This is a genomic window from Phycisphaerales bacterium, assembly GCA_040217175.1.
Classification (GTDB): domain Bacteria; phylum Planctomycetota; class Phycisphaerae; order Phycisphaerales; family UBA1924; genus JAHCJI01.
The window spans coordinates 445522-467851 of record JAVJNT010000001.1; the positions used below are offsets into that span (position 1 = coordinate 445522).

The 22330-nt window shown below is 66.5% G+C and carries 20 protein-coding genes and 1 tRNA gene; 5 read left to right on the plus strand and 16 right to left on the minus strand.

Annotated elements, in window-relative coordinates; all coding sequences use genetic code 11:
* Positions 1-4: 4 nt before the first annotated feature.
* Together RIA68_01950 and RIA68_01955 are read right to left on the minus strand one after the other, a co-directional pair.
* Positions 5-1780 (minus strand): efflux RND transporter periplasmic adaptor subunit, encoded by a 1776-nt coding sequence (locus RIA68_01950; GenBank protein MEQ8316195.1) that lies wholly within the window; start codon positions 1778-1780, stop codon positions 5-7.
* On the minus strand, positions 1777-3183 hold the full coding sequence (locus RIA68_01955) for a TolC family protein (protein MEQ8316196.1): 1407 nt from the start codon (positions 3181-3183) through the stop codon (positions 1777-1779). The genes RIA68_01950 and RIA68_01955 overlap by 4 nt, the downstream gene beginning before the upstream one ends.
* A gap of 532 nt (positions 3184-3715) precedes the next feature.
* Here RIA68_01955 and RIA68_01960 point away from each other — a divergent pair.
* Both RIA68_01960 and RIA68_01965 read left to right on the plus strand, forming a co-directional pair.
* Positions 3716-4201 (plus strand): metalloregulator ArsR/SmtB family transcription factor, encoded by a 486-nt coding sequence (locus tag RIA68_01960; protein MEQ8316197.1) that lies wholly within the window; start codon positions 3716-3718, stop codon positions 4199-4201.
* Between the two features lie 321 nt (positions 4202-4522).
* Positions 4523-5089 carry a hypothetical protein gene (locus RIA68_01965; GenBank protein MEQ8316198.1) on the plus strand — a complete coding sequence of 189 codons (567 nt, stop codon included), beginning with the start codon at positions 4523-4525 and terminating at the stop codon, positions 5087-5089.
* Positions 5090-5124: 35 nt separating this feature from the next.
* On the opposite strand, the gene RIA68_01970 is transcribed toward RIA68_01965, so the two are convergent.
* The 5 genes from RIA68_01970 to RIA68_01990 all read right to left on the minus strand — a co-directional run bounded on the left by RIA68_01970 (position 5125) and on the right by RIA68_01990 (position 11342).
* Positions 5125-5493, minus strand: coding sequence for a DUF2200 domain-containing protein (locus RIA68_01970; GenBank protein MEQ8316199.1), 369 nt, complete (start codon positions 5491-5493; stop codon positions 5125-5127).
* 71 nt (positions 5494-5564) lie between these two features.
* On the minus strand, positions 5565-9365 hold the full coding sequence (locus RIA68_01975) for a DPP IV N-terminal domain-containing protein (GenBank protein ID MEQ8316200.1): 3801 nt from the start codon (positions 9363-9365) through the stop codon (positions 5565-5567).
* Between the two features lie 184 nt (positions 9366-9549).
* Positions 9550-10458 carry a DPP IV N-terminal domain-containing protein gene (locus RIA68_01980; protein ID MEQ8316201.1) on the minus strand — a complete coding sequence of 303 codons (909 nt, stop codon included), beginning with the start codon at positions 10456-10458 and terminating at the stop codon, positions 9550-9552.
* A 39-nt stretch (positions 10459-10497) separates the two neighbouring features.
* Positions 10498-10989, minus strand: coding sequence for a hypothetical protein (locus RIA68_01985; GenBank protein ID MEQ8316202.1), 492 nt, complete (start codon positions 10987-10989; stop codon positions 10498-10500).
* 143 nt (positions 10990-11132) lie between these two features.
* The gene (locus tag RIA68_01990; protein ID MEQ8316203.1) at positions 11133-11342 is read right to left on the minus strand and encodes a hypothetical protein; all 210 of its coding nucleotides are present in this window, start codon (positions 11340-11342) and stop codon (positions 11133-11135) included.
* Positions 11343-11572: 230 nt separating this feature from the next.
* On the opposite strand from RIA68_01990, the gene RIA68_01995 reads away from it, so the two are divergent.
* Positions 11573-11645, plus strand: a tRNA-Thr gene (locus RIA68_01995).
* Between the two features lie 36 nt (positions 11646-11681).
* Here RIA68_01995 and RIA68_02000 read toward each other — a convergent pair.
* The 8 genes from RIA68_02000 to surE form a co-directional block, all read right to left on the minus strand.
* Positions 11682-12965 (minus strand): M20/M25/M40 family metallo-hydrolase, encoded by a 1284-nt coding sequence (locus tag RIA68_02000; GenBank protein ID MEQ8316204.1) that lies wholly within the window; start codon positions 12963-12965, stop codon positions 11682-11684.
* Positions 12966-13017: 52 nt separating this feature from the next.
* Positions 13018-13473: a hypothetical protein gene (locus tag RIA68_02005; protein MEQ8316205.1), complete on the minus strand. Its 456-nt coding sequence runs from the start codon at positions 13471-13473 to the stop codon at positions 13018-13020.
* A gap of 53 nt (positions 13474-13526) precedes the next feature.
* Positions 13527-14333 carry a class I SAM-dependent methyltransferase gene (locus RIA68_02010; GenBank protein ID MEQ8316206.1) on the minus strand — a complete coding sequence of 269 codons (807 nt, stop codon included), beginning with the start codon at positions 14331-14333 and terminating at the stop codon, positions 13527-13529.
* Positions 14330-15706 (minus strand): ABC transporter permease, encoded by a 1377-nt coding sequence (locus RIA68_02015; protein ID MEQ8316207.1) that lies wholly within the window; start codon positions 15704-15706, stop codon positions 14330-14332. The genes RIA68_02010 and RIA68_02015 overlap by 4 nt, the downstream gene beginning before the upstream one ends.
* The gene (locus tag RIA68_02020; protein ID MEQ8316208.1) at positions 15703-16692 is read right to left on the minus strand and encodes an ATP-binding cassette domain-containing protein; all 990 of its coding nucleotides are present in this window, start codon (positions 16690-16692) and stop codon (positions 15703-15705) included. Before RIA68_02020 ends, RIA68_02015 begins: the two co-directional genes overlap by 4 nt.
* Before the next feature lie 94 nt (positions 16693-16786).
* Entirely contained in the window at positions 16787-17344 is a 558-nt protein-coding gene (locus RIA68_02025) for a rhodanese-like domain-containing protein (protein ID MEQ8316209.1), read from the minus strand.
* Positions 17345-17358: 14 nt separating this feature from the next.
* Positions 17359-18792 carry an MBL fold metallo-hydrolase gene (locus RIA68_02030; protein ID MEQ8316210.1) on the minus strand — a complete coding sequence of 478 codons (1434 nt, stop codon included), beginning with the start codon at positions 18790-18792 and terminating at the stop codon, positions 17359-17361.
* 47 nt (positions 18793-18839) lie between these two features.
* The gene (gene surE, locus RIA68_02035; protein MEQ8316211.1) at positions 18840-19838 is read right to left on the minus strand and encodes a 5'/3'-nucleotidase SurE; all 999 of its coding nucleotides are present in this window, start codon (positions 19836-19838) and stop codon (positions 18840-18842) included.
* Positions 19839-20071: 233 nt separating this feature from the next.
* Here surE and RIA68_02040 point away from each other — a divergent pair, with 233 nt between their 5' ends.
* Positions 20072-20533, plus strand: coding sequence for an RNHCP domain-containing protein (locus tag RIA68_02040; protein MEQ8316212.1), 462 nt, complete (start codon positions 20072-20074; stop codon positions 20531-20533).
* Here RIA68_02040 and RIA68_02045 read toward each other — a convergent pair.
* A complete protein-coding gene (locus tag RIA68_02045; GenBank protein ID MEQ8316213.1) occupies positions 20530-21630 on the minus strand; it encodes a GC-type dockerin domain-anchored protein in 1101 nt (366 codons plus the stop codon). The genes RIA68_02040 and RIA68_02045 overlap by 4 nt on opposite strands.
* Positions 21631-21937: 307 nt before the next feature.
* On the opposite strand from RIA68_02045, the gene RIA68_02050 reads away from it, so the two are divergent.
* Complete coding sequence (locus RIA68_02050; protein MEQ8316214.1) at positions 21938-22114, plus strand: hypothetical protein; 177 nt, start codon at positions 21938-21940, stop codon at positions 22112-22114.
* Positions 22115-22330: the final 216 nt, after the last annotated feature.

The following is a 22330-nucleotide window of genomic DNA, read 5'->3' on the forward strand; positions in this document are numbered from 1 at the left end:
CGGATCAGTCGTCAACGCATCCCGCGCCGAGGCGAGACTTGAGGAACTCGGTCTTCATAGTGAAACTGCCGCCTGATACGACGGCCTCGGTCTCGTTTAGACCGGCTAGTATCGCAACGGTACCTGAGGGCGAACGCGGGCCGACATCGACACGCCGAACTGCGAACAGATCTGGTTCCTGCCGCACAAACACGAACGATGTGCCATCGATCTCGTGTACCGCTTCACCCGGCACAAGCAGCGAGTTCGACGTGCCGCCGATCATTGCGGAGACCTCAGTGAACATGCCATGGCGAAGGATGCCACGATCATTCTGAACCGTCGCGCGGGCCCGTACCATCCGGGTTCGTTCATCGATACGCGGGCTGATCCATGTGATCTGTCCGGGGATCTCCAGCTCGGGCAGAGCCCGGACGCTCGCGACGATCTCCCCGCCGCGCTCGATCTGAAACGCCTGCTCTTCCGGGACAGCGAGCTCAATCCACATCGTTGACAAATCAGCGATCTCGAAGAGCGATTCCTCTGAGTCTGCTGCCTCGCCAAGCACAGCAGTCCGCTCGACGACGCTGCCAGCGAAGGGTGCCCTGACGTAAAGGTCCGAGGATGACGACTGCTCCGCCGCGATATCCGCGACTTCCGATTCAGTGAAGCCCAGATTGATGAGCTGCTGATGCGTGCGACGCACTTCCAGCTCAGCGAGCTTGAGCGCTGCCTGGGCATCCTGCAAGTCCCGGCGTGCAGCAATGTTCTCGTTGACGAGCTTCTGCTCACGCTCGAACACGGTGGTTCTCGCTTCGACCTCTGCGATCTTGGACAGGTACGCGGACTTCGCTTGTGCCACCGCCACGGAGTTGATGACCGCTAGAATTTGCCCTTCTTCAACCTGGTCGCCGACATCGACGCGGATATCAGTGATCACACCGGGAGCCAACGGTGTGAGCTTTGCCAATCTGTTCCCGTTGTAGCGGACCTCGCCCAACAAGCTGATCAACGCTGAAGCAGTGCCACGATTCGGGTGCTCAAGCGTCAGCCCGGCAAGCTCTGCCGATCTCGCGGAGGGCATGCGGACGAGCAGCGACTCGCCAGCCTCAAGCGTCCCAGCGAGCTGAGGCTGGCAGATTCCGCATTCGATCTCATCGACCCCGTGCTCATGACAAAAGAGCGCGGGGGCGCCATCGCGGGAGGACGTCGCTGAGGCGTCTCCCAGCAGGGCGGGGTTGCAGAGGTGGCACTCATCTTCGTAAAGAAAGTGCTCCTCGCAATACGCCCGATCCGCGTCTTCCAACTGTGGCTGGCAAATCCAGCACCGGTCCTCGTAGCGAGCGTGCTCGCTGCACCACAAGCGGCCAGCATCACGCTTAGCCGGGTCACAGATGAAGCAGGTCTCGTCAGCGCTGTGTCCATGGAGCCCGCCCGGCGACTCGCTGGCTACGTTCTCCGAGGCACCGAGTGCCGGGTTGCAGAGATGGCACTCGTCCTCATACAGGTAGTGCTCCTCGCAGTAAGGTCGGGAGGGATCCTCGAGCTGCGGCTGACAGATCCAGCAACGGTCCTCGTACCGGGCATGCTCGGTACACCACAAGCGACCGGCGTCGCGTTTCGTGGCGTCACACACAAAGCAAGTCTCGCCGTTCTCGTGCGAGTGCGCGACCTGAGTCACATCAGATGCGCGTGATCCATTGGACGCCGATGATGCTTCCTGCTCGCGATCGCACCCGCCAAGCAGGAGCGCCGTTGTGAACAGGCAAACGAGTGAAATGACGCCGTGTGATGGTCTCACGGTGTGTCTCCTTGATTGGGGTGATCAGAATGTTCGCGGAGCGAATGGATGTTCAGCGGCTCTGAGATGAGCCCCTCAACCTGCACCTTCGCGGCGTGGTATTCGGCGAGAGCTTCGAGCCTTTGGGTTTCAGTATCGAAAAGGGTGCGCTGCGCATCGAGGACATCGAGGTACGGTAGCTTGCCTTCGTCGTAGGCCCGACGCGTCGCGTCGTAGGCGTCCTTCGCCGCGGGAAGTAGGGCGGCATCAATCGCCTGGGCCTCGTGGTACGCGGCGGTCAATCGGGCGTGTGCCCGAACAAGCCGGGTGGCCAAATCGCGTCGGGAAGCCCGCCCCTCGTCGATCGCTTGTGCTGCTCGGAGTCGGGCGGCCAGTATCCCCCCCTGATTGCGATCAAAGATCGCCAATGGCACGGACACTGCCACGACGAGACCGACATCTTCGCTCTCTTCGGCATACCGAATGCCGGCACCAGCCGTCACGTCGGAGACGGCTTGAGCCCGTTCGAGAGCGACCACCAATGATCGTCGCTCGGTCTCTGCGCTCCAACGCTGAACTTCCGGATGGTGCTCAACGAGATCCGTCAGGGCATCGAGCAACGGCACAGGCATGAGGTCATCCAGCGATCCGATGGCCGTGTCAAACCCGGGGTCGGTTGCATCCCACATCGCACTGAGTTCACGCCTCGCGGCCTCAAGTTCCCGGCTGAGTCGATCTGCGGCGATGCGGGTGGATTCGCTTTCAAGCCGGGCCTTGATCTCGTCGATGGGTGAAACATCTCCGGCCTGCACCCGCCGATCAATGACGCGCCGGTTCTCCTCTGCGAGTGCTTGCGCGCGAACGGCGAACTTAACACGCTGCTGGAGCTCCAGCACCCGTACGAAGCGGGACGCGGTGTCGGTGAGCACGGCCAGCCGCTGTGCTTCGTAGTCGAGAGCAGCAACAGTCCACTGCCCCTCGGCGACCCGCACGCGGCGGTCTCGCTTCCCGCCAAGCTCAAGAAGCTGGCTAAAGGCTATGGTGGTCTCGGCAGAATCAAAGCCACTCAAGCTTCCAGAGCCCGCGAAGTCTTCGACCTCAATTCCGACGCTTGGATTGGGGGAGAGCCCGGCTTGCAGACGACGCGCTTCCGCAATCCTCGGCTCCCAGGCAAGCGATCGAAGTCGCGGGTTACGTACGAGCGCAGCCGCGAGAGCCTGGCGAAGGGTCAGCTGCTCACCGATGGTGACCACATCTGATGTTGGTCCGACTCGATCAGGATCCTCCGGTGCTTCGTAACGAGGCATATCGCGCAAAAGAGGCCTTGCGGCGGGGGGATCGAAGTCGAATGGTGACGGCGCGCAACCGCCCAACAGAGTGACGACGCCCAGGCAGCAAAACAGCTTTGGTTCAGTAAATCTCATGTGTTCCACTCGGATAGAGACGTTGCCCGGCGCACACCGAGCCTCTGGGAAAGACGGACGCAATACATGTACTGCGCAGAATCCCAGGTCGTCCTAAACGAGCAGAATCACGCTGCGAAGATGGCAACCAGATGTCCCGACATCCAACGGCACTGGAGGTCGCGGGATGAAAGTCGTACTTGCCGATCCGTTAGTGAGGAACTCGAACCAAGGGAAGGTCGGATCGTCTGGTCCATCGAAGGACCAGTCTTTGTCCGTATCTTTCTCAAGGCGATCAACGGCGACGATCGACTCGGATTCCACCTCGGTGGACTGGCATCGGCCGTCCGAGCAGGCAACGCTGTGACTCGCGTCTTCGCCGTCCTCTGAGGGAATCGGGCACGGGGCTTCACCCGGCCCGTCGCAGCAGAATTGGTCGCCAAACTGGGTGGTTGCTGTCCCATCAGCACAAACGCAGAGAAACCGCGGGCCGAGGCCAGCTCCCACGGCCAACAAGAAGGTGAGCAGGATCGAGATGGCTTGGCGGTGTTTCATGGATGCGCGGATGCGGGTCAATCAGGCCAGCGACATCTTGACTATTACACCATGCCGTGTAATAGTCAAGCGCGGTTCATCGCTTTTCACAAATCCGAAAGGGTCCCACATGGAGTCTTGCCGCCCAAAACTGCCTCTGGCCGCGCGCCCGCTCATTGGGGCTCTCGAAGCCGAGCGGGTCGGCATCCTCTTCAAAGGCTTGGCTCATCCGACCCGACTCCGTCTGCTTCACGCCCTAATCCGGGTGGACGAACTCAGCGTGGGAGACCTCGCGGATGAGAGCGGGATGTCGGTTCAGGCGGTGTCGAACCAGTTGCAACGACTTGCTGAGATCGGCGTAGTTGGCAAGCGTCGCAATGGGCTTCAGGCAATCTACTGCGTGATCGATCCATGCGTTCCCGTGCTGCTGGAACGCGCTTGGTGCCATGTAGATGAGTACGTCGAAGCAGATTTTACATCCGCCGATCAACGGGACATCCGATGAGCACTTCCGTCTTAAGAGCTTCTCCGACCCCAGACTTCCGGATGACAGGGCGGCTGGACTTGACAAAAGAGACCCCCAAGGAAAATGCGAACAGCGTGGGGGTATGGACTCTCGAATGGCTCATGAAACTGCCGATTACTCCCGGGTAGTTGTGCAACCAAGTCGAGAGGAAATCGCGTCGCGACCAAAGTCCAGCCAGCACTATTTGCAGCGAAGCCGACCCTCTTCGATCTCGGAGAGGGTCGTTTTCTTTGGTTCCATCGGTGCGCTGGCATCACGGAGTCGGAGTCGACGGCCCTCGATCAAGTCCTAGCCTCGGGCATGAAGAACCGTCTCCCCTGCGTCATGGGCTCTGCCGTGCTGGTCTCGATCGGCGCCGCGGGTTGCGCCACGCACGAAGCGCAATCGGAGGTCGCCATGAGCACGCAGCCATCGAACGCGTCTGCGCCACCTCCGGCGATCCAGGCTTGGATGGACCGCCTGACCGTCGACCATGAGTACGACCCCGAGACCGGCTTCATCGTCGCACGCGAGACGATCTCGCTCCCACCGATCATCGCGAACGGGCCAGCGCTCGACGCCGCCATCGACCAAGCGGGCGATCGCCGGGTCGTGGTCGCGTTCGCAACCGCCGATCGATGCGCGCCGTGCCAGCAATACAAGCGGGATGCCCTCAACGACGAGGCCGTCGTTGCGAGGCTGTCCGAGGGCCGCTTCCTGCCCACGCACGTCGAGGCTGATCGATCGCCAGAGCTCGCCGAGGCCCATCTCGGCTCTCGCGCGATCCGAATGACCTACGCACTGCGGGACGGCCGGGTCGTGTCGAAGCTTCGCGGACAGAAATCTGCTTCGGAGTTGCTCGTGTGGCTTGAGGCGCTGCCGGAATAGATCGCCGCCTACGCGTCGAACACGCTCGAGCAGCATCACCCTGACCGCAGGATCTTGTCCATCTTCTTGCCCTTGGCGAGCTCGTCGACGAGCTTGTCGAGGTACCGAACCTCTCGCGTGAGTGGGTTCTCGATGTCCTCGACGCGGTAGCCGCAGATGACGCCGGTGATCAGGTGGGCATTGGGGTTGAGCGTCGCGTCTTCGAAGAACTCGGCGAACGTCGAGCCGTCGTCGATGTGCTGCTGTACGCGCGCCTCGTCGAAGCCGGTGAGCCAGGCGATGACCTCGTGCAGCTCGTCCTTGGTCCGGCCCTTCTTCTCGACCTTGGTTACGTAGTGCGGATAGACCGAGGCGAAGGTCAGCTCCGCCATGCGCTTGTCGTGCTCGGGCGTGGTCGTTGGCATGGTGTGAATTCCCCCCTTACCAGCATTTGGCGATTCGAACCCATCATCGTCCGTAGGTGGTTGCTCGCGCCTCAGCCGTCTCCAGCGACCTCGATGCCCTGTTCTCCCGTACGCGAGTCTTGGTGGCTCGGTACCATCTGGCTCGGCTCGTCGACGTCCATCGTCCGCTTGATGAATTCCCACTGCAGGTGGCGGTACTGACGCGACCAGATGCCGTGGCGGCTTCCGGGGTAGATCGCCATCTCGAAGAGCTTGCCCGCTCGCTGGAGCGCGTCGGCGAAGAGCAGCGAGTTCTGCGCGTGCACGTTGTCGTCGATAGCGCCGTGCACGAGCAGTAGACGGCCGCTGAGATTGGCGGCTCCCTCGACGGCGCTCGTCCGCTCGTAGCCCTCGGGATTGGCCTGGGGTGTCGACATGTACCGCTCGGTGTAGATCGTGTCGTAGTCTCGCCAATCCGTCACGGGCGCGCCCGAGATGCCGGCGGTGAAGAGATCGCTGTGCGTGAGCGCGTACGCCGTGATGTAGCCGCCGAACGAGTGGCCGCTGATGCCGACGCGCGACGGATCGGCCCAGCCCTGGTCGATCGCCCAGCCAACGGCGTCCTCGAGGTCCTGCAACTCGCCGACGCCGAGGTTCAGGTAGCTGGTCCACGCGCTGCGCGCGCCCTTGCCGCTGGCCGCGTACGGATCGACCCGCAGCACGACGATGCCGGCCGAGCATAGCAACTGTTCCCACGTGCGCCCGCCGCGCCACGAGTCTCGGACGGTGGGGGCGTGCGGGCCGGCGTACGTCATGACCCAGAGGGGGTAGGTCTCGTCCGCGTCGAAGTCCGGCGGATAGTGCACGATCGCCTCGAGCTCGACGCCCGGGCGGCGCGAGGGAATCTTCGCGTGCTCGAGCGTGGCGAGCTGGTAGTCCTGGAGCTCGTACACGGGGTTGGTGTCGAGCCAGCGGATCAGGGCGCCGTCCTCGGTCGAGCGAAGGGCAACCTTGTTGGGCTGGTTCACGCCCGACCAGCGATCGATGAACATCGTGGCCGAGGGATTCAGGCTGACCGAGTGCGTGCCGGGCTCGTGCGTCAGGCGCGTAAGCTCGGTGCCGTCCAGGCGGATCTTGGAAAGGTCGCTGCCGACGTGCGAGTAGGTCGTGCCCGCGAAGTAGAGCCAGCCGCCCTCTTCGTCGACGTGCAGCACGCGTTGGCACTCCCAGTCGCCGCTGGTGACCTGGCGGATGATCTGGCCCCGTGCGCTGTAGTGGTACAGGTGCTTGAAGCCGTCGCGTTCGGAGAACATCAGGAAGCTGCCGTCGTCGAGGTAGATGAAGTCGCCAGGCGAGGTAATCCACGCCTCGGTGCGGTCTCGCATGAGCTTCGAGGGCGATCCGTTGCGCGGCGAGACGTGCAGCACGTCGAGCCACGTCTGGATGCGATCCTGCACGTGCACGATGCACCGGCGGCCGTCGGGCGTCCATGACACGCCGCTGATCAGGAACTGGCCCTCGTCGTAGGCTGAGAGGTCGGCCAGCCGGATCCGTCCGCCCTCGGGGCTGACGAAGCCGAGCTCGACGTCGGGGTTGCGTTCGCCGGGCCGGGCATATCGCTCGACTTCGATGCGCTGCTCGCGCCGCTGGTTGTCCACGATGGTGTACGTCGGGACCGCCGTGCTGTCGGTTATCAGGAAGGCGATGTTCACAGAGTCGGGGCTCCACCAGTAGGCCTTCCAGCTGCGGCCGAAGAGCTCCTCGAAGTAGAGCCAGCTCGCCTTGCCGTTTCGGACGTCGTCGCTGCCGCCCTCGGTGAGCGCTCTGGGCGTCTGCGTTGCGACGTCGACGACCCACAGGTCGTTGTCGTGGACGTAGGCGACGAAGCGTCCGTCCGGGCTCAGGGACCACGACTCCTCGCGTTGCGGCGTCGCGGTCAGCCGCACGGCGCTCGAGTCGTCGGCGGACACGTAGTAGAGGTCCTGCTCGTGCTCGAACACGAGGCCGTCTTCACGAGGCGTGCGGAAGGCTGAGCTCGCGACTCGGCGCGCGTGGCCTTCGCTGATCGTGGGTAGCTCGGCGATGACCGCGGCCACGGCGTCGGCGGCGCTCTCGTCCAGCTGCTCGATCACGCGCCCGGTTCGTGCGTCGATCTTGAAGCGACCGGGAATGCCGGGAACGGACTTGCTCAGGTGCTCGTCGTCGATCCAGTCCAATCGCGCCGAAGCCGCGCCGTTGAGATTTGGCACGCCCTGCCGGTCGATGATCATCTCCGAGGTGATGCGCTTGGGTGGGTCGCGGAACTCGTCGAGCGGCTGGGCGCTGCGCGTCAGGATCGGCGCCGCCTCGGGCAGGCGGTAGATCGGGAATCGGCCGCCCTCCTCGACGTGCCCGTCGAGGAAGTTCCAGGCCGTCAGCCCGTCCGTCGACTGGGGCTCGAGCATGTACGCCGCCAGCGTGCCGAGCGGCTGCTCGGTGCGGACGAGGTGCCAGCCGGCCTCGATGCGCACGCCCAAGGTCTGCTCGGTTACGTCCCAGACGTCCAGCATCCGATGGCCCTGGAACTCGCGCTCGGCCCGGCGCATCGAGTCGATGCGGTAGGCCCGCACGTCCAGGTCCATGTCCTCGCGGACCTCCCGCACCTCGACGCCATGCCGCTGGAGGTGCCGGGCAACGTGGGCGAGGTCGGCCGGCACGAGATAGGCCCACGGCCGATCGACGGTGACGGTGGCCTCGAAGTCGTTGACGAGCTCGACCTGGTAGTCGCGGGGCTCGTCGGTTGCCTCGATCTTGTTGCCCTCGTCGTCGTACTCGACATAACCCAGGGCCTCGAATCGCTCGCGGAAGGGGATGGCCCGCGAGCGCAGCGCGACCGGGCTCGCGTCGCCCGAGCGGTTGTGCTCGTCGGCGGCTGCGACGACCTCGCGGATGGCGTCGGCGTGCTCGGCGGATTCCTGCAGCACCGCCCGGCAGAACTCCAGCGTGCCCAGGACGCGGTCTTCAAAGCTGGCGTAGGCGTAGGCCTCCGACAGGATGCCGATGCGGTTGCGCAGCCCGCGGTAGGGCGTGCCGTAACGCGGCGAGGCGGGATAGGTCGTCCAGCGGGTGTGGCCGTCCGCAAAGTTGCCGTAGACCCATGCGTCGTAGCCGGTCTGGGCTTCGAAACGCTCGTCGATCTCTGGGATGAACGTCTCACGCGAGAACTCGAGCAGGCCGGGGTGCGTCGAGGGATGCTTGGGCCCCTGGTGCGTAATGACGTAGCGGTGGTTGGAGCCGTTGGTCGTGTGCGAGTCGACGATGACGGCTGGATCCCACTGGTGCATGAACCGCACGAGGGCGCGCGTCTCGGGCGCTTCCATCTTGATCCAGTCGCGGTTGAGGTCGAGGTCCTGGGCGTTGTGCCGCTGGCCCATCTCGTCCGGGCCGTTCTGGTTACGGCGGTTGCCCGGGTCCATCTTGTCGTTCGAGTCGGGGTTGTAGTTGGGCACGAAGCAGACGACGAGGTCGTCGAGCAAGTCAGGCCGCTCGCCCAGCGCGAGCTCGCGCGCCAGCATCTGCAGGGCTTCCTTGCCGCAGGTCTCGCCCGAGTGGATGTTGCCGAACAAGAGGACGACGAGCTTGCCGCTCCGCCGCGCCTCTTCGGCCGAGGTCACCGGCGGATCGGCCACGACAAGCAGCGAGAGGGGCTTGCCCTCGTGAGAATTTCCGATCGAGCCGAGCCAGGTGCGTTCGCTCTGGTCGTGGAGCGCCTGCAAGAACGCCTGGACCTGGGCCGAGGTGCCGGTCTTGCGGTAGTCGGTCTGCTCCGCGATGGTCACCGGCGGGTCGGCGGGCTGGAGCGCGAGGGCCGGCCACGGAAGCAGGAGAATGAGGGCAAGGGTCGCGATACGCATGCGTGCCTCCGGTGCGTCTGGACGACGATGGCCGCGCCTCGATTCGCGGTCCTACGGGCGGTTATACCACGCCGACCCGCCGCGTTCTACGGATGCCTGCCCCCAGCGAAAGATCGTGGCGATGCTGGGTCTGATATCCCGCTGGACGGTGGTGGCGGGGCTGCGGAGTTGGCCCAAAGGCCTTCTACGGAGTGCGCGGCCGCCAGCGCGGCTGCTCGTCGCGACCGGGCTCGTCGATGATCTGCCGGCGATTGCCGCCGTCGGCGTCCATGATCCACAGGTCCAGCGGGTCGCTCGGCCCGCGTGCGAACACGATGCGGCTGCCATTGGGCGACCAGTCGGGTTGCCAGTCGGGCTCGTCGTCTTGCGTCAGGTTGGTCAGGCCCGTGCCGTCGGGCGCGATGACGAAGATGTCGGCGCCGACGAAACCCGGGCCGACGTTTCCGTAGAACGCGATACGCGAGCCGTCGGGCGACCACCGCGGCGCCGAGTTATGGCCCGGGAGATCGGTCAGCTGGCGCTCGTTCGAGCCGTCGGCATCCATGACGAAGACCTGGAGCACCTGCTCGCCCTGCTCGTTCTGGGCAAGCGCGCCAAACGCGATCATGCGGCCGTCGGGCGACCAGGCGGGGACCTCTTCGTAGCGATCGTTCGTCGTGAGGCGCGTCACGCCCGATCCGTTGGCAGACATCACGTAGATCTCGCCGCGATCGGAATCCCTCCGCGACACGAACGCGAGCCGAGATCCGTCGGGCGACCACGCCGGCGAACTGTCGGCAGCCTCGTGGTGCGTCATTCTGGTGACCGCCTCGGTCGAGAGATCGAGGGCGTAGATCTCCCTGTTGCCATCGCGATCGCTCACGAACGCAATCTTCGATCCATCCGCCGCGCAGTCGGGGCCGTAGTCGAACGCGTCGTTGTCGGTCAATCGTCGCGTCTCGCCGGATGCGACGTCGTAGAGGTACACCTCGTGGTCGCCGTCTCGGTTCGACGTGAAGATGATGTGGTCGCTACTGGTCGTACAGCCGGTCAGTGCCAATCCGCACAGCACGAAGAGCAACGCCTGGAGGGTCACCCGATTGCTGGTCGTCACATCGCACCCCCTGTGGCAGAGGCTGGGCCCCGCCCGTTGCTACCTGAGCGGAACCGATCCCACGTGCGTCGCACCATCGAATCTCTGCACCTCGATCCACCAGCTTGCGCTGGCGGGCAGCGGGTCCGGGGCGGTCGTACGCAGCTCGTAGCCGCCGAACTGCTCGGAGAATCGAGCCCCGACGACCGCCGAGGAAAACCGGGCATCGGTGCCGATCCAGCCGGTCACCGAGGACGTGCCGTCGTCGTCGGGCACGACGATGACGAGCCGGAGCTCCTGGCCGGCCGACGGCGCGCCACGGCTGCGCAGTGCCCGGACGCTGATGGCGCCGACGTCGACCGAGCCCAGGTCGACCAATTCGGCGGTCCGGCGGGCCTCCGGCAGCGCGGTGGGGTCGGCGACCTCTCGCTTCTCGCCCGCGCTCGCGGCTGCGGGTCCGCCCGTCGCCGGCATGCCGATCTCCTCGCATCCGAGGGCGAGTCCGAGGCACGCCAAGCCCAGCGTGAACACGATCCGTTCGAAGCCATCCATACCCGCCTCCCTGCGTGGTGCCGCCCGAGGTCCCCCTCATCGGCAATCAGGGGCGTTCGAGCTTGCACGCGATCGTCCCACTGCGCACGAAAGACCCGCGGCTTCGTGCCGCGGGTCATGAGGGCTTCGTTGTCGGCTGGAAATCAGCCGGCCTTGGCCGCGACGAACCCGGCGCAGCCGCTGGTGGCCGTCACGGTGAGGTTGAGCGGCTTGAGGTCGGGATGACCGCAGTGCTCCTGGAAGTCTTCGGGAGCTTGCCCGCTGATGCGGATCTGTACGAGCTTCTGGTCGGCTGGGTGGTCTTCGCCGAAGTGGGCGCACTTGCCGCACTGGCCGTCGGTGATCTGGAGCATGGATGCCTCCTTGGATGCAGGGCTCCGGTTGGTCCGGGGCTCACTGCACAAGTATGGCATGAAATCTGCGAAAGTGCGCTGAGAATCGGTCTCATTCAAAACATGAGACGGAGTCGCATTCGCAGCCAGCACGGTTCGTTACTGGACAGCGGCCGGCGAACGCCGAATACTACCGGCCCTCCGACGAGTGCCCGGCAGGCCGGCCTTGTTTGGAAGGAAAAAGTTTGGGTGCCACCTTAGCTCAGTTGGTAGAGCGAAGCTTTCGTAAAGCTTAGGTCATCGGTTCGAGTCCGATAGGTGGCTTTCCCTTCTCGAGCGTGTCCGGCGGCCGCGGGCGTCTCAGGCGCCGCCGCGGTCTTGCAGCGTGGCCCTCAGATCGATGCGCTGACCATCGCGTTCGACCGTCACGATGACGACGTCGCCGGGCTCGTGCCGCATGAGTTGCCCCATCCAGTCGCGGACGTCGCCGACCTTCTCGCCGTTCCACGCGACGAGCAGGTCTCCGGCCTGCAGGCCCGCGTAGTCGGCCGGCGAATCGGGCGTGACGCCCCCGACCGCGACGCCCTCGACGCCCTCGACGTACGAGCCGGGGCGGATGCCGAAGCGGACCTTGATGCTGCCCATGCCCGGGCCCGACGCGGCTCGCGGACCACCGACGAACTGGAACTCATCGGTGGAACTGGCGATGGCGTGCACGACCTGGCTGAAGACGCGCGCGGTGTGCGCGCCGTGCGTGCGGCTGATCTTCCACGAGACGTCGCGCTCGGTGTGGTAGTCGTCGTGTTGGTCGGTTTGCGTGACGAACAGGACTGGCACGCGCGATTCGTAGAACGCAAAGTGGTCGCTGCGCCCGCTCAGTCCGCTCTCGACCTGCTCGACGAGCGCCGACGCCTCGAAGATCGGCGTGACGACGTCTTCGAGGCCGTGCCCGGTGCCGACGCCCGACACGCTCAGACGGCCTCCCTCGACGCGCCCGATCATGTCGAAGTTGAGCATGAGCGTGTGGGAGGTGATGGGGACTACGGGGTTCTCCACGTAGTGCGTCGCGCCCTTGAGGCCCGATTCCTCGCCGCTGAAGGCGATGAAGAGCACGCTGCGGCGATCGCCGGGCAGCTCGGCGAAGTCGGCTGCGAGCGACTCTGCCATCACCAGCATGCCCGCGATGCCCGAGGCATTGTCGTCGGCGCCGGCGTGCAGCAGCCCGGTCTGGCCACGAGAGCTGATCTGCCCATCGCCCAGATGGTCGAGATGGGCTCCGACGACGATGAACTCGTCCGAGAGCTCGCCCGTGCCGCGCAGGATGCCGGCCACGTTCTCGGCGCTCGTCCCGTCCATCGCGAAGGGCTGGCGATACGTCGCGTTGCCGCCGCTGCCGAAGGCCGGCTCGAGGCCAACAAGCTCGAATGTTTGCTCCACGTATCGCTTGGCGAGTTCCATGCCCTCGCTGCCTGGCAGGCGTCCGCCCATTGCCGGGCTCGAAAGCGTGGTCACGTGGGTGTCGAACATCCGGACGTCGGCGTCGCTCGCCGACAGGGCGTCGGCGATGGGGCAGTCCTGGGCGAACGCAGGCAGGGCGAGCGCGACGGCGGTGATGGCGGGGAGAACGCGCGAGATCGTGGGCATGGTCGCTCCTTGAGACTTCGTCTCAATAGTCTAGGAGCGACGCCGCCCCGCCTCAGCCTCGCTTGAGCAGGCCCAGGATGGTCCCGCGCCGCAGCACGGCCACCATGGCCGACAACAGCAGGACCGCGACTGCCATGCCGAAGAGCGTGCCGCCGTCGTCGCCCGTGCCGTCGGGCGTCGGGACGGCGATGCCGATGACGGCCAGGTGCGAGGCGATGGCGCCGAGCATCATGAGCGCGCCGCCAACGGCCCCGAACGCGGCAGTCCTCGGGATCAGGATGAGCACGACCACGACGAGCTCGAAGACGCCCGAGGCGATCGCGGCGGGGCGTCCGCCCAGGTCCTCGAAGATGACCTGCGTCTCGGGCGCGTTGGTGAACTTGAAGAACAACGTCTGCGCGAGGATGCCTGCCACGACGAGCTGGCCGACCCACGACGCGATGACGAACGGCTTGCCGCTGTGGATGGTGGGGATGCCGGACTTCGACGGTGTGCTGGCGTCGCTCATGACGGGGCCTCCTCGATGGGTGCTGGCCCTGCCAATCCCGTTGTTAGTGCGGACTATTCCGCTCTGCCCGCGACGCAGACGATGAAGCTGTCGTCGAGGTCGTCTGGTTCCATGGGCCGGATGTACGGCGTGCCGTCGTCGTCGACCGCGTCGGGGAGCTGTGCGTAGACCGCCGTCGAGCCGAATCCGGCTTCGGCCATTGCATCGCGCAGCTCGGGCACGCTCCACAGCCGCCAGTGGTACACGAACGCGTCGGTATGCTCGGCCTCGATCACGCCGGCACGCTCGATCCTGAAGTGCAGTGCGTTAACGACCATGCCCGTGAGCGCGTCGGCCTCGCGTTGCTCCCACGTATAGCGCACGCGCCACGCGCCGGTGCCGTCCGGCGACAGGTGCTTGGGCAGCGGGTGATAGCGGTGGACTTCGCCAATGAGGTACGCGCTGTCCCCGCCGTAGGTATCGCACACGAATACGCCGGCCGAGCTAAGGCGGGATCGTGCGTGCCTCAGGTACGCAAGAAGGCCCGCGCGATCGTGGAGGTAGCCGATCGAGAAGTTGCCGACCCAGATCGCGTCGACGCTTGACGACTCATCGAGCACGTCGCCGACGCGGGCGTGCAGGCGCGGCGTCGCCGAGCAGCGTTCGAGCGCGTCGGCGTCCTTGTCGACGCACCACGCCTGGTGCTGGTCGCTCAGCCCGACCCAGGCCCGGCTCACGGCACCGCTGCCCGCGAAGTCCTCGCCCAACCGACGCGGCTCCCGGCCGTGGATCGCGCGGAGCAGGTCGACCACGTGCCGCGGGCTCTGGACGCAGGTCTCGTAGAGGTCCTGGGCGGTGGGGGCCTTGGCCTGCTCGCTCACGCCATGCGCACCCAGCGGACGAGCGTGCGGAAGTTCGGTGGCTTGCCGAACATCAGCATGCCCACGCGGAAGATCTTGCCCGCAAGCCAGATGGCAACGACGGCGCCGACCGCCGACACGATCAGGCTGAGCAGGATCTGCCAGAGGGGCGGCGGATCGTTGCTGGCGATGCGGAGCATCATGATGAAGGGATTGATGGGCGGGATGAAGCTCAGCGTGACCGACAGCGTCGAGTTGGGCGCCCGCGGCACGACGATCATCATGAAGTAGGGGATCATCATGAACATCATGATGGGCGTCATGAAGGCCTGGGCCTCGCGTAGGTCGTTCACCGCGGCGCCCGCGGCGGCCATGAGCGAGGCGATCATGCCATAGCCGGTCAGGAAGAACAGGAACATCCAGACGAGGTGCATGGGCGTGATGAGGTCGCCAAGCGCAAAGGCGATGAGCGCGGCGATGCCCACGCCCGAGTAGATCGCCAGCATGGACAGGCCCACGAGCATCTGCCCCAGGATCTTGCCGGCCATGAGCTGCGTCGGCGAGACGGCGCTGAGCAGCACCTCGACGACGCGGTTGGACTTCTCTTCGATGGTCGTGGTGAGCAGGTACTGCCCGCCGGTGAACACGGCGCCAAGGACGAGCAGCATCATGACGACGGGCAGGATGAAGCTCATCGCGCTCGTGGAGTCTCGCTCGCCCTCTTCGGTGACTTCGGTCGTGCGTGGGGCGGCGACGGTGGTGAGCGCCTCGATGGCATCGCTCTCGAAGCCGTTGGCCGCGTACCGCGCTTCGAGGACGCTCTCCCGGAGCCCGCCCCGGATCTCGTCGATGATGCGGTCGTCCAGCCGCGGCATGACGGTGAGATTGAACGCACCGAAGCGCTCCGCCTCGTCGGCCTTCATCACCGAGTCCGGTTCGATGAGCGCGACGGCGATCGTCGACTCGGGATCGTCTTTTACCGCTTCGCGGATGCGTTCCTTGGCGACCTCGAAGTCGGTGTCGGGCGGCAGCACCTGCACCGTGAGGTTCGGGGCTTCTCCGAGCACCATGTCCATGCCACGTTGCGTGGCCTCGGGCGAGCTTCCGGGAACCGATGGCATGATCTCGCTCGCGCGATCGGCGAGTTCGCCGCGGCGCTCGGCGATGGCCTCGGGCGCGAGGTAGTCGACCAGCCGCGGCGCGACCTGGCCGGTCGGATCGATCACCGCGACGGTGCCGACGATCGCCGGCGCCTTCTGCTGGCTGATGATGAAGATGATCACCGGGATCGCCACGGCCAGCACCGCCGGCACCACCACGGCGCCGATGATGAAGCCCTTGGTCAGCACCGTCGAGGCGAACTCGCGGCCGGCGATGTGCAGGATGCGGATCATGCCGACGCTCCTTCCAGGGCCTCGCTCTCGTCGCCCGAGCCCCGCAGCGAGTCGCGGACCTCGGCTTCCGTCGCGTCGCTGCCGCCGGCGACCTGCTCCACGAACACGTCCTCGAGCGTCACGCGCTTGGCCGCCACGCTGCGGACCGGGAGCGCCACCGCGATCTCGCGAACGGCGTGCGAGGCCGGCAGTCGATCGGGATCGACGTGGGCCGCCCACCCCTCGCGGGTTTCCTCGACCCGGACCACGCCGTCGATGCGCTCGACGACCCTCGGGTCCTCGCCCTCGACGGGCTCGAACAGCACCAGGCTCGATTCGTGCGTGGCGCGGATCTCCTCGATCGAGGCATCGAGCACCTTCTGCCCGTTGTTGATCATCACGATGCTCTCGCACATCTGCTCGGCCTGGAACATCACGTGCGTGCAGAGGATGACCGTGCGGCCCTGCTGGTGCTGCTCGGTCATCAGGCTCTGGAGCAGGCGGAGGTTGACCGGGTCGAGCCCGCTGAAGGGCTCGTCCAGGATGATCAGCTCGGGCTCGTGCAGCACGGCCGAGATGAACTGCACCTTCTGCTGCATGCCCTTGGAGAGTTCCTCGCACCGCTTGTTGGCTGCGTCGGAGAGCTCGACGCGCTCGAGCCACTCGCCGACGCGGGTGGAGAGGTCCGGGTCGGTCAGGCCCTTGAGCTTGCCCATGTACTTGAGGAAGTGGGTGACCTTCATCTTGCGGTACACGCCGCGCTCTTCGGGCAGGTAGCCGATGCGGTCCTTGCTCTGCAGAGCGCTCTTCTTGCCGAGCACCTGCAGGGTGCCCGAGTCTGGGAAGAGGATGGACATGAGCATGCGGATGGTCGTGCTCTTGCCCGCGCCGTTGGGGCCGATGAGGCCCGTCAGACTGCCGGCCTTGACGCGAAGGTCGAGGCCCTCGACGGCTACCTTCGGCCCGAAGGTCTTGCGCAGGTTCTCCATCACGACGGCGTCTTGCACGAGCGCGGCTCCTCTCCGGCTGGTCCGGTTTGGGCGGCAACTGTAGGGGCAGGCGGCCGCTCGCTCGTGTTGTTGGGGTTCGGCGGCGAGGGATTTACCCGTTGGGCGTCGAGCGCGGGCGATTCCAGGGCATCAGGCCAAGCAGCCGGGCCATGCCGCAGTGCCCGCTGATGCCCGCGAACACCAGGCCGCACCCGACGAAGGCGGGCACGATGAAGAGCCACGGGGTGAGCGCGATGCCCAGCAGCGTGCCGCCGGTGACGAGCGAGCCGGCCACGATCTGGACCTGCCGCATCACGTCGAGCTTGGGGCCGCCGATGGGATGCTCGACCGGATGGCCGAGCGACTTCCAGGCCTCGATGCCGCCGTCGAGGTGGAACGCCTGGATCCCCGCGGCGGCGAATGCCTCGTCGCAGCGTTCCAGGGCCTTGCCCGAGCGTGCGCCGCTGCGGCAGTGGAACACCACACGCTGGGCCGGAGACTCGGCCTTGAGCCGATCGGGATCGACCTGCGCAAGCGGCACGTGGCGGGCGCCTTCGATGCGCTCGGTCGCGTGCTCGAATGATTCGCGGACGTCCACCAGCACGGCGCAGCGCGAGTCGAGCCACGTTCGCAGCGTGCTGGCATCAACCGTCCGGTTGCTGCCGTCCATTTCTTGAAACTCCCCTATCGATCCGTAGACGTTCGGGCGATGCGTGCCTGGTCCTCTTGCCAGGCCGCGAAGCCGCCCTTCAGATTCACGACGTCGAACCCGAGACGCTGGAGATAGCCGCAGGCCCTGGCGGAGCGGACCCCCGCCTGGCAGTGGACCAGCAGCGTTCCGTTGGTTGGCAGTTCATCGAGCCGCGAGGCCAGCCGCGTGTGGGCGATGTTCTGCGCCCCCTTGATGTGGCCCGCGTCGTACTCGGTCGCGCGGCGTACGTCGAGCACCGACACGCTCGCTTCGGCTATGAGATCGGCGGCCTCGCTCGGCTCGACTTCGCGGACCTTCACGAGGTTGTCTTGCGAGGCGACGTCCTCCGGGTCGAGCCATCCGCGTACGCGGTCGAGGCCGACCCGGGTGAGGTCGCGCAGGATCTCGGGCAGGTCCTCAGCGGCCGCAATGACGTAGATGTCCTCGTCCTCGCGCACCATCGAGCCGACGTCGGTGGTGAACGAGGCCTGGACCGGGAAGCTCATGGACCCCGCGAGGTGTCCGTCGCGGAACGCAGGCCACGGCCTCGTATCGACGATGGCAATCTGGTGCGGGTCGAGCTCGGCGACGTCCGCGACGAGCGCCCGGCGAACCGGCGTGGGCTCGCCCAGCACCGGCGGTCCGTCGCGGTTGATGCGCTTCATCCTGGCAAAGTACAGCGGGGGCTCGGGCTGGCCCTCGAGGATGAGATCGACGAACCGGCGCTCGTCTGCGTCGGGGCCGATGGCCGAGCGCAGCGGCGCATTGAACCTCGTCTCGTAGCCGACGGTGCTCATGGGCACGGCCCCGAGCGCCTTGCCGCAGGCGCTGCCCGCGCCGTGGCCGGGCCAGACCTGGACGAATTCGGGCAGGCTGGGCAGCCACTTGGCGCTCGAGAAGAGCTGGCGTGCCCCGGGCTCGCGGGCGCCGACCTGGCCGGCGGCGGTTTCGAGGAGGTCTGGCCTGCCCAGGTCGCCCACGAACACGAAGTCGCCCGTGCACACGCCGATGGGCTCGCTCGCGCCCGAGCCGGTGTCGGTCACGACGTACACCATGTGCTCGGGCGTGTGGCCCGGCGTGTGGACGGCCCGGAACTCGATGTTGCCGATGCGGAAGGTCTCGCCGTCGCGGAGCGCCACGTGGTTGTACGCGCGGGCCCAGGTGCTCTGCCAGTCGTCGCCGCCCTCGCCCGAGACGTACACCGTGGCGCCGACGCGCTCGGCCATCTCGCGGGCGCCGCTCACGAAGTCGGCATGGATGTGGGTCTCGGCGACGGCCGTGATGCGGAGGTTGTTCTCGCGCGCCACCTCGAGGTACCGATCGACGTCGCGCTGCGGATCGATGACGATGGCCTCGCCGGTCCGCTGGCAGCCGATCAGATAGGCCGCCTGGGCCAGCTTGTCGTCGTAGATCAACCGCATGAACATGGGAACTACCTCTGCCGCGGATTGTAGTGGGGCGCCGTCGCGGGCGGTCAGGCGTCGGCCGGCGTGGCCGTCGAGCCGGCGGCCTGGCCCCACCGGTCGAGGGCGGGCGTATCGGTCAGGTCGTAGCGCAGGGGCGTGACGGTGACCGCCCGGCGGAACAGCCAGTCGACGTCGGTGCCGCTCTCGGTGTCCTGGAAGTCCATGCCGCCCGCGGCCGCCCAGTAGTAGGCCCGACCGCCCGGGCTCACGCGGCCCTCGAAGCGGTCGACGTGGCCGTAGGTGTTCATCGGGCACGCGACGATCGGCAGGCGTTCGTCGGGATCGGCCTTGTGCACGGTCGCGTCGTGTCCCTGGCGGGTGACGCGCGTGTCGGACTGGTCGAAGTTCGTCGGCAGGCCCGCGCTCGTGCGCTGGCGGCTGGCCTTCTCGCGCGCCTCGGGCGTGTCCTCGATCGGATCCTCGCAGCGCGGCACGTTCATGTTGAGCACTTCGTGGGGGCTCGGGAGCCCGCCCGCGAGCAGCGTCTCGATGGCCCGGCGCGCGTGGATGGCGCCGACGTCGAAGCGCGTCGATGCACGGCCCAGGTGCAGGCTGACCGCGATCGACGGGATGCCCAGGAACGCCGCCTCGATCGCCGCGGCGACGGTGCCGGAGTAGATGACGTTAATGCCGCAATTCGCCCCGGCGTTCATGCCGCTGATGACCAGGTCGGGCCTCGAGCCCTTGCCGAACTGCCCGGGCCAGATCTCGCTCAGCGCCAGCTTCACGCAGTCGGCGGGCCGGCCATCGACCGCCGTCCCGGTCATGCGCCCGCGGATGCGGCTGGGCTCGACCATGAGCGGCTCGTGGAAGGTCACGCCATGGCTCGTGGCGCTCTGGACGGTCGCCGGGGCCACCGTGTAGATCGTCTCGACGGGCGTGCCGGCGATCGAGACGGGCCCGCCCAGCGTGCCCTCGTGGCCCGGGATGGTGTCCATCAGCGCGTCGTAGAGGGCCACGATGCCGGGGGCCCGGATGCCGTCGTCGTTGGTGAGCAGGATCCTCATTGCGAGAGCGTAGGGCTTGGTGCGTGCGGCACGCGTACCCTTGCGGCTGATGACCGTCTCGGCCTGAACAGGTTTCTCGGCCCATCCGGGGCTCCCCGCCGCGCTCGAGCAGCGCCGGCGTGGTGCCGCTGCGCCCTGCCCGCGCGTTGGATGGATCGACCCCGCGGGCGACGTACCAGCCTGTTCATGACGGCCCCGCCGGACGCGCTTCGGCGAGACGGATCTACGCACACATGCCACGAGCACACCGCACCGGCGGCGAACGCGCCAGCCGTAGGGCTGATGAAAGCCACGACCGCGACGACCACCCGCCTCGCGCCCGCGGCAGCCACCACGGCCGCCGGAACGAATCGGACGGATTCACCTGCATCTGCTGCAGGGCCCGCGTGAGCGGCCGAGCCTGGGGCACGAAGCAGCGCAACCACTGCCCGGCCTGCCTGCACAGCAAGCACGTCGACGACCAGCCCGGCGACCGCGCGAGCGCGTGCGGCGGCGCGATGGAGCCCATCGCCGTCGCCGTGCGATCGAGTGGCGAGGACGCCGGCGAGTGGGTGCTTGTGCACCGCTGCAACCGCTGCGGCGTGCTGCGCGTCAACCGCATCGCCGGCGACGACAGCGAACGCGCCCTGCTCGCGCTGGCCCTGAGACCGCTCGCGCGGCCGGCGTTCCCGATCGATGACCCGAGGGACGCTTAGTCGCAGCCGGCGTCGAACGCATCCTGGAACGCCAGAAAGTCGAAGATCGTCAACTCCCCATCCCCGTCGAAGTCGGCGAGGGGGTCGCCGTCCTGGAAGAGGTTGAAGAAGGCGAGGAAGTCGAAGATGGTGAGGGCGCCGTCGGCGTCGAGGTCGGCGGGGCAGAGGATGCAGCCGAGGTCGTAGGCGTGGGCGACGCCGGTGGCGAAGCCGCCGGAGAACCCGTCGGGGGCACCGACGATCACCCGGTCGCCGTCGGTTGCCGTGGCGGCTCCGAATCGTCCGCCGCCGCCGGGCCCGGCTTCGGGGAAGCGGGCGACCTGCCGCCACACGCCGTCGGCGTCTTCCTGGAAGGCATACGCCGCGAGTTCGCCCACCGCACCAACCGTCATGAGGTCGCCAGACAGGCTCAGCCCGAAGCCGAGACGATCGCGTGCCTCGGGCTGGGCGTGCCCGATCGTTTGCGTGAGCGCCCACCGTTCGCCGTCGAATCGGTATGCGTACACGGCGCCCTCGCCGTCGTACTCGCCATCGGCGATGGGGCCGCCGGCCAGCAGCGTGCGGCCGTCGCTGGCCAGCGAGCTTCCCAGCCGGGGCCTGTTGACGCCGGCATCGGGCGGGACGATCTTCTGGGTGAAGGTCAAGTCGGCGCCGTCGCGCTGGTACACGTAGATCGAGCCCACGTTTCCGGCGATCATGTCATCGAGCGGCGCCCCGATGAAGGCCCAGTGCTCGGTCAAGACCATGGTCGCGCCGAACGCGCGAACGCCCCCGGGGGCATCCGGCGGCACCAGTCGATCCCGCAGCACCCACTCGCCGCCGTCCTTCTCGAACACGTACGCATCGAAGTCCTGCTCGATGAGCGCCACGTCGCCGTGGAGGGCGACCGTGGCACCGAACTCACGACCAAACCCAGGCGACGGCGGAAAGAACCGCCACGTCTCCTGCCACCGTCCGTCGATTTCCTCATAGATGTATGCGCCGCCCGCGCCCGGGACCGCGTAATCGGCGCTCGTCGCTCCAACGATGAGCCGCCCTCCATCTACATCAAACGATCGACCAAATCCAGCTCCAAACGAGATGTCTGGTGGCACCACGACTTGGTGATGCTTCCACGCTCCATCTTTGATGTCGAATTGAAGTACGTACAGCGCACCCGTCGCACATCCAAACGACCCGGAGCACAGCGTGGGCGCCTGGAAATCGGCGATGATTGCCCGATCACCGTCGAGATCTACCTCGATGCCAAAACTGCTGCCTGCTTCTTGTGGGGGCGGTGCGAGCATCTGCGGCTCGCACTGAGCCACGGCCGCGTGGCACGCAAGTCCAACGAAGGAACCGAATGTCGTCGCTCGTACCATCGTTCTCAATAGTATTCCAAGGCACGCCGTCCACAACGCGCTGGTGCACGACCCTAGTGACACGACCGCCGCGAACGAGGAGCGCGACGTCTGGCTCATCGACATAACCATGTTCAACGACTTGTTCGCTACCGGCGCCCGCCGCGTGGACATGAACACCGACGGCACGACCGACGCCATCCTCTACCAGGACGCTAACGACGCGGCGACCTGGCCGTAAGCGAAGCCGTCAATACGGTCAGAGCAACACGCTTGCCGCGCGGGGCCCGGATATCCGGGCCCCGCGTTCGTTCGTGATTGGATCATCGGGTGAGCGCGTCGCCAACGACCGAGAACCGCACTCGACGCACGTCCGGATACGGAAGCCGCCCTGACGCCCCCGAGAAGAGTTCCGAGCACGCCAGGAACTCTTCCGAGCGCGTCAGGAGCTCCTCCG

Coding starts and splice junctions, on each gene's coding strand:
- RIA68_01955 (MEQ8316196.1), bottom strand. CDS start 3,183: ATGAGATTTACTGAACCAAAGCTGTTTTGCTGCCTGGGCGTCGTCACT.
- RIA68_01960 (MEQ8316197.1), top strand. CDS start 3,716: ATGGATGCGCGGATGCGGGTCAATCAGGCCAGCGACATCTTGACTATT.
- RIA68_01965 (MEQ8316198.1), top strand. CDS start 4,523: ATGAAGAACCGTCTCCCCTGCGTCATGGGCTCTGCCGTGCTGGTCTCG.
- RIA68_01970 (MEQ8316199.1), bottom strand. CDS start 5,493: ATGCCAACGACCACGCCCGAGCACGACAAGCGCATGGCGGAGCTGACC.
- RIA68_01975 (MEQ8316200.1), bottom strand. CDS start 9,365: ATGCGTATCGCGACCCTTGCCCTCATTCTCCTGCTTCCGTGGCCGGCC.
- RIA68_01985 (MEQ8316202.1), bottom strand. CDS start 10,989: ATGGATGGCTTCGAACGGATCGTGTTCACGCTGGGCTTGGCGTGCCTC.
- RIA68_01990 (MEQ8316203.1), bottom strand. CDS start 11,342: ATGCTCCAGATCACCGACGGCCAGTGCGGCAAGTGCGCCCACTTCGGC.
- RIA68_02000 (MEQ8316204.1), bottom strand. CDS start 12,965: ATGCCCACGATCTCGCGCGTTCTCCCCGCCATCACCGCCGTCGCGCTC.
- RIA68_02005 (MEQ8316205.1), bottom strand. CDS start 13,473: ATGAGCGACGCCAGCACACCGTCGAAGTCCGGCATCCCCACCATCCAC.
- RIA68_02015 (MEQ8316207.1), bottom strand. CDS start 15,706: ATGATCCGCATCCTGCACATCGCCGGCCGCGAGTTCGCCTCGACGGTG.
- RIA68_02025 (MEQ8316209.1), bottom strand. CDS start 17,344: ATGGACGGCAGCAACCGGACGGTTGATGCCAGCACGCTGCGAACGTGG.
- RIA68_02030 (MEQ8316210.1), bottom strand. CDS start 18,792: ATGTTCATGCGGTTGATCTACGACGACAAGCTGGCCCAGGCGGCCTAT.
- surE (MEQ8316211.1), bottom strand. CDS start 19,838: ATGAGGATCCTGCTCACCAACGACGACGGCATCCGGGCCCCCGGCATC.
- RIA68_02040 (MEQ8316212.1), top strand. CDS start 20,072: ATGCCACGAGCACACCGCACCGGCGGCGAACGCGCCAGCCGTAGGGCT.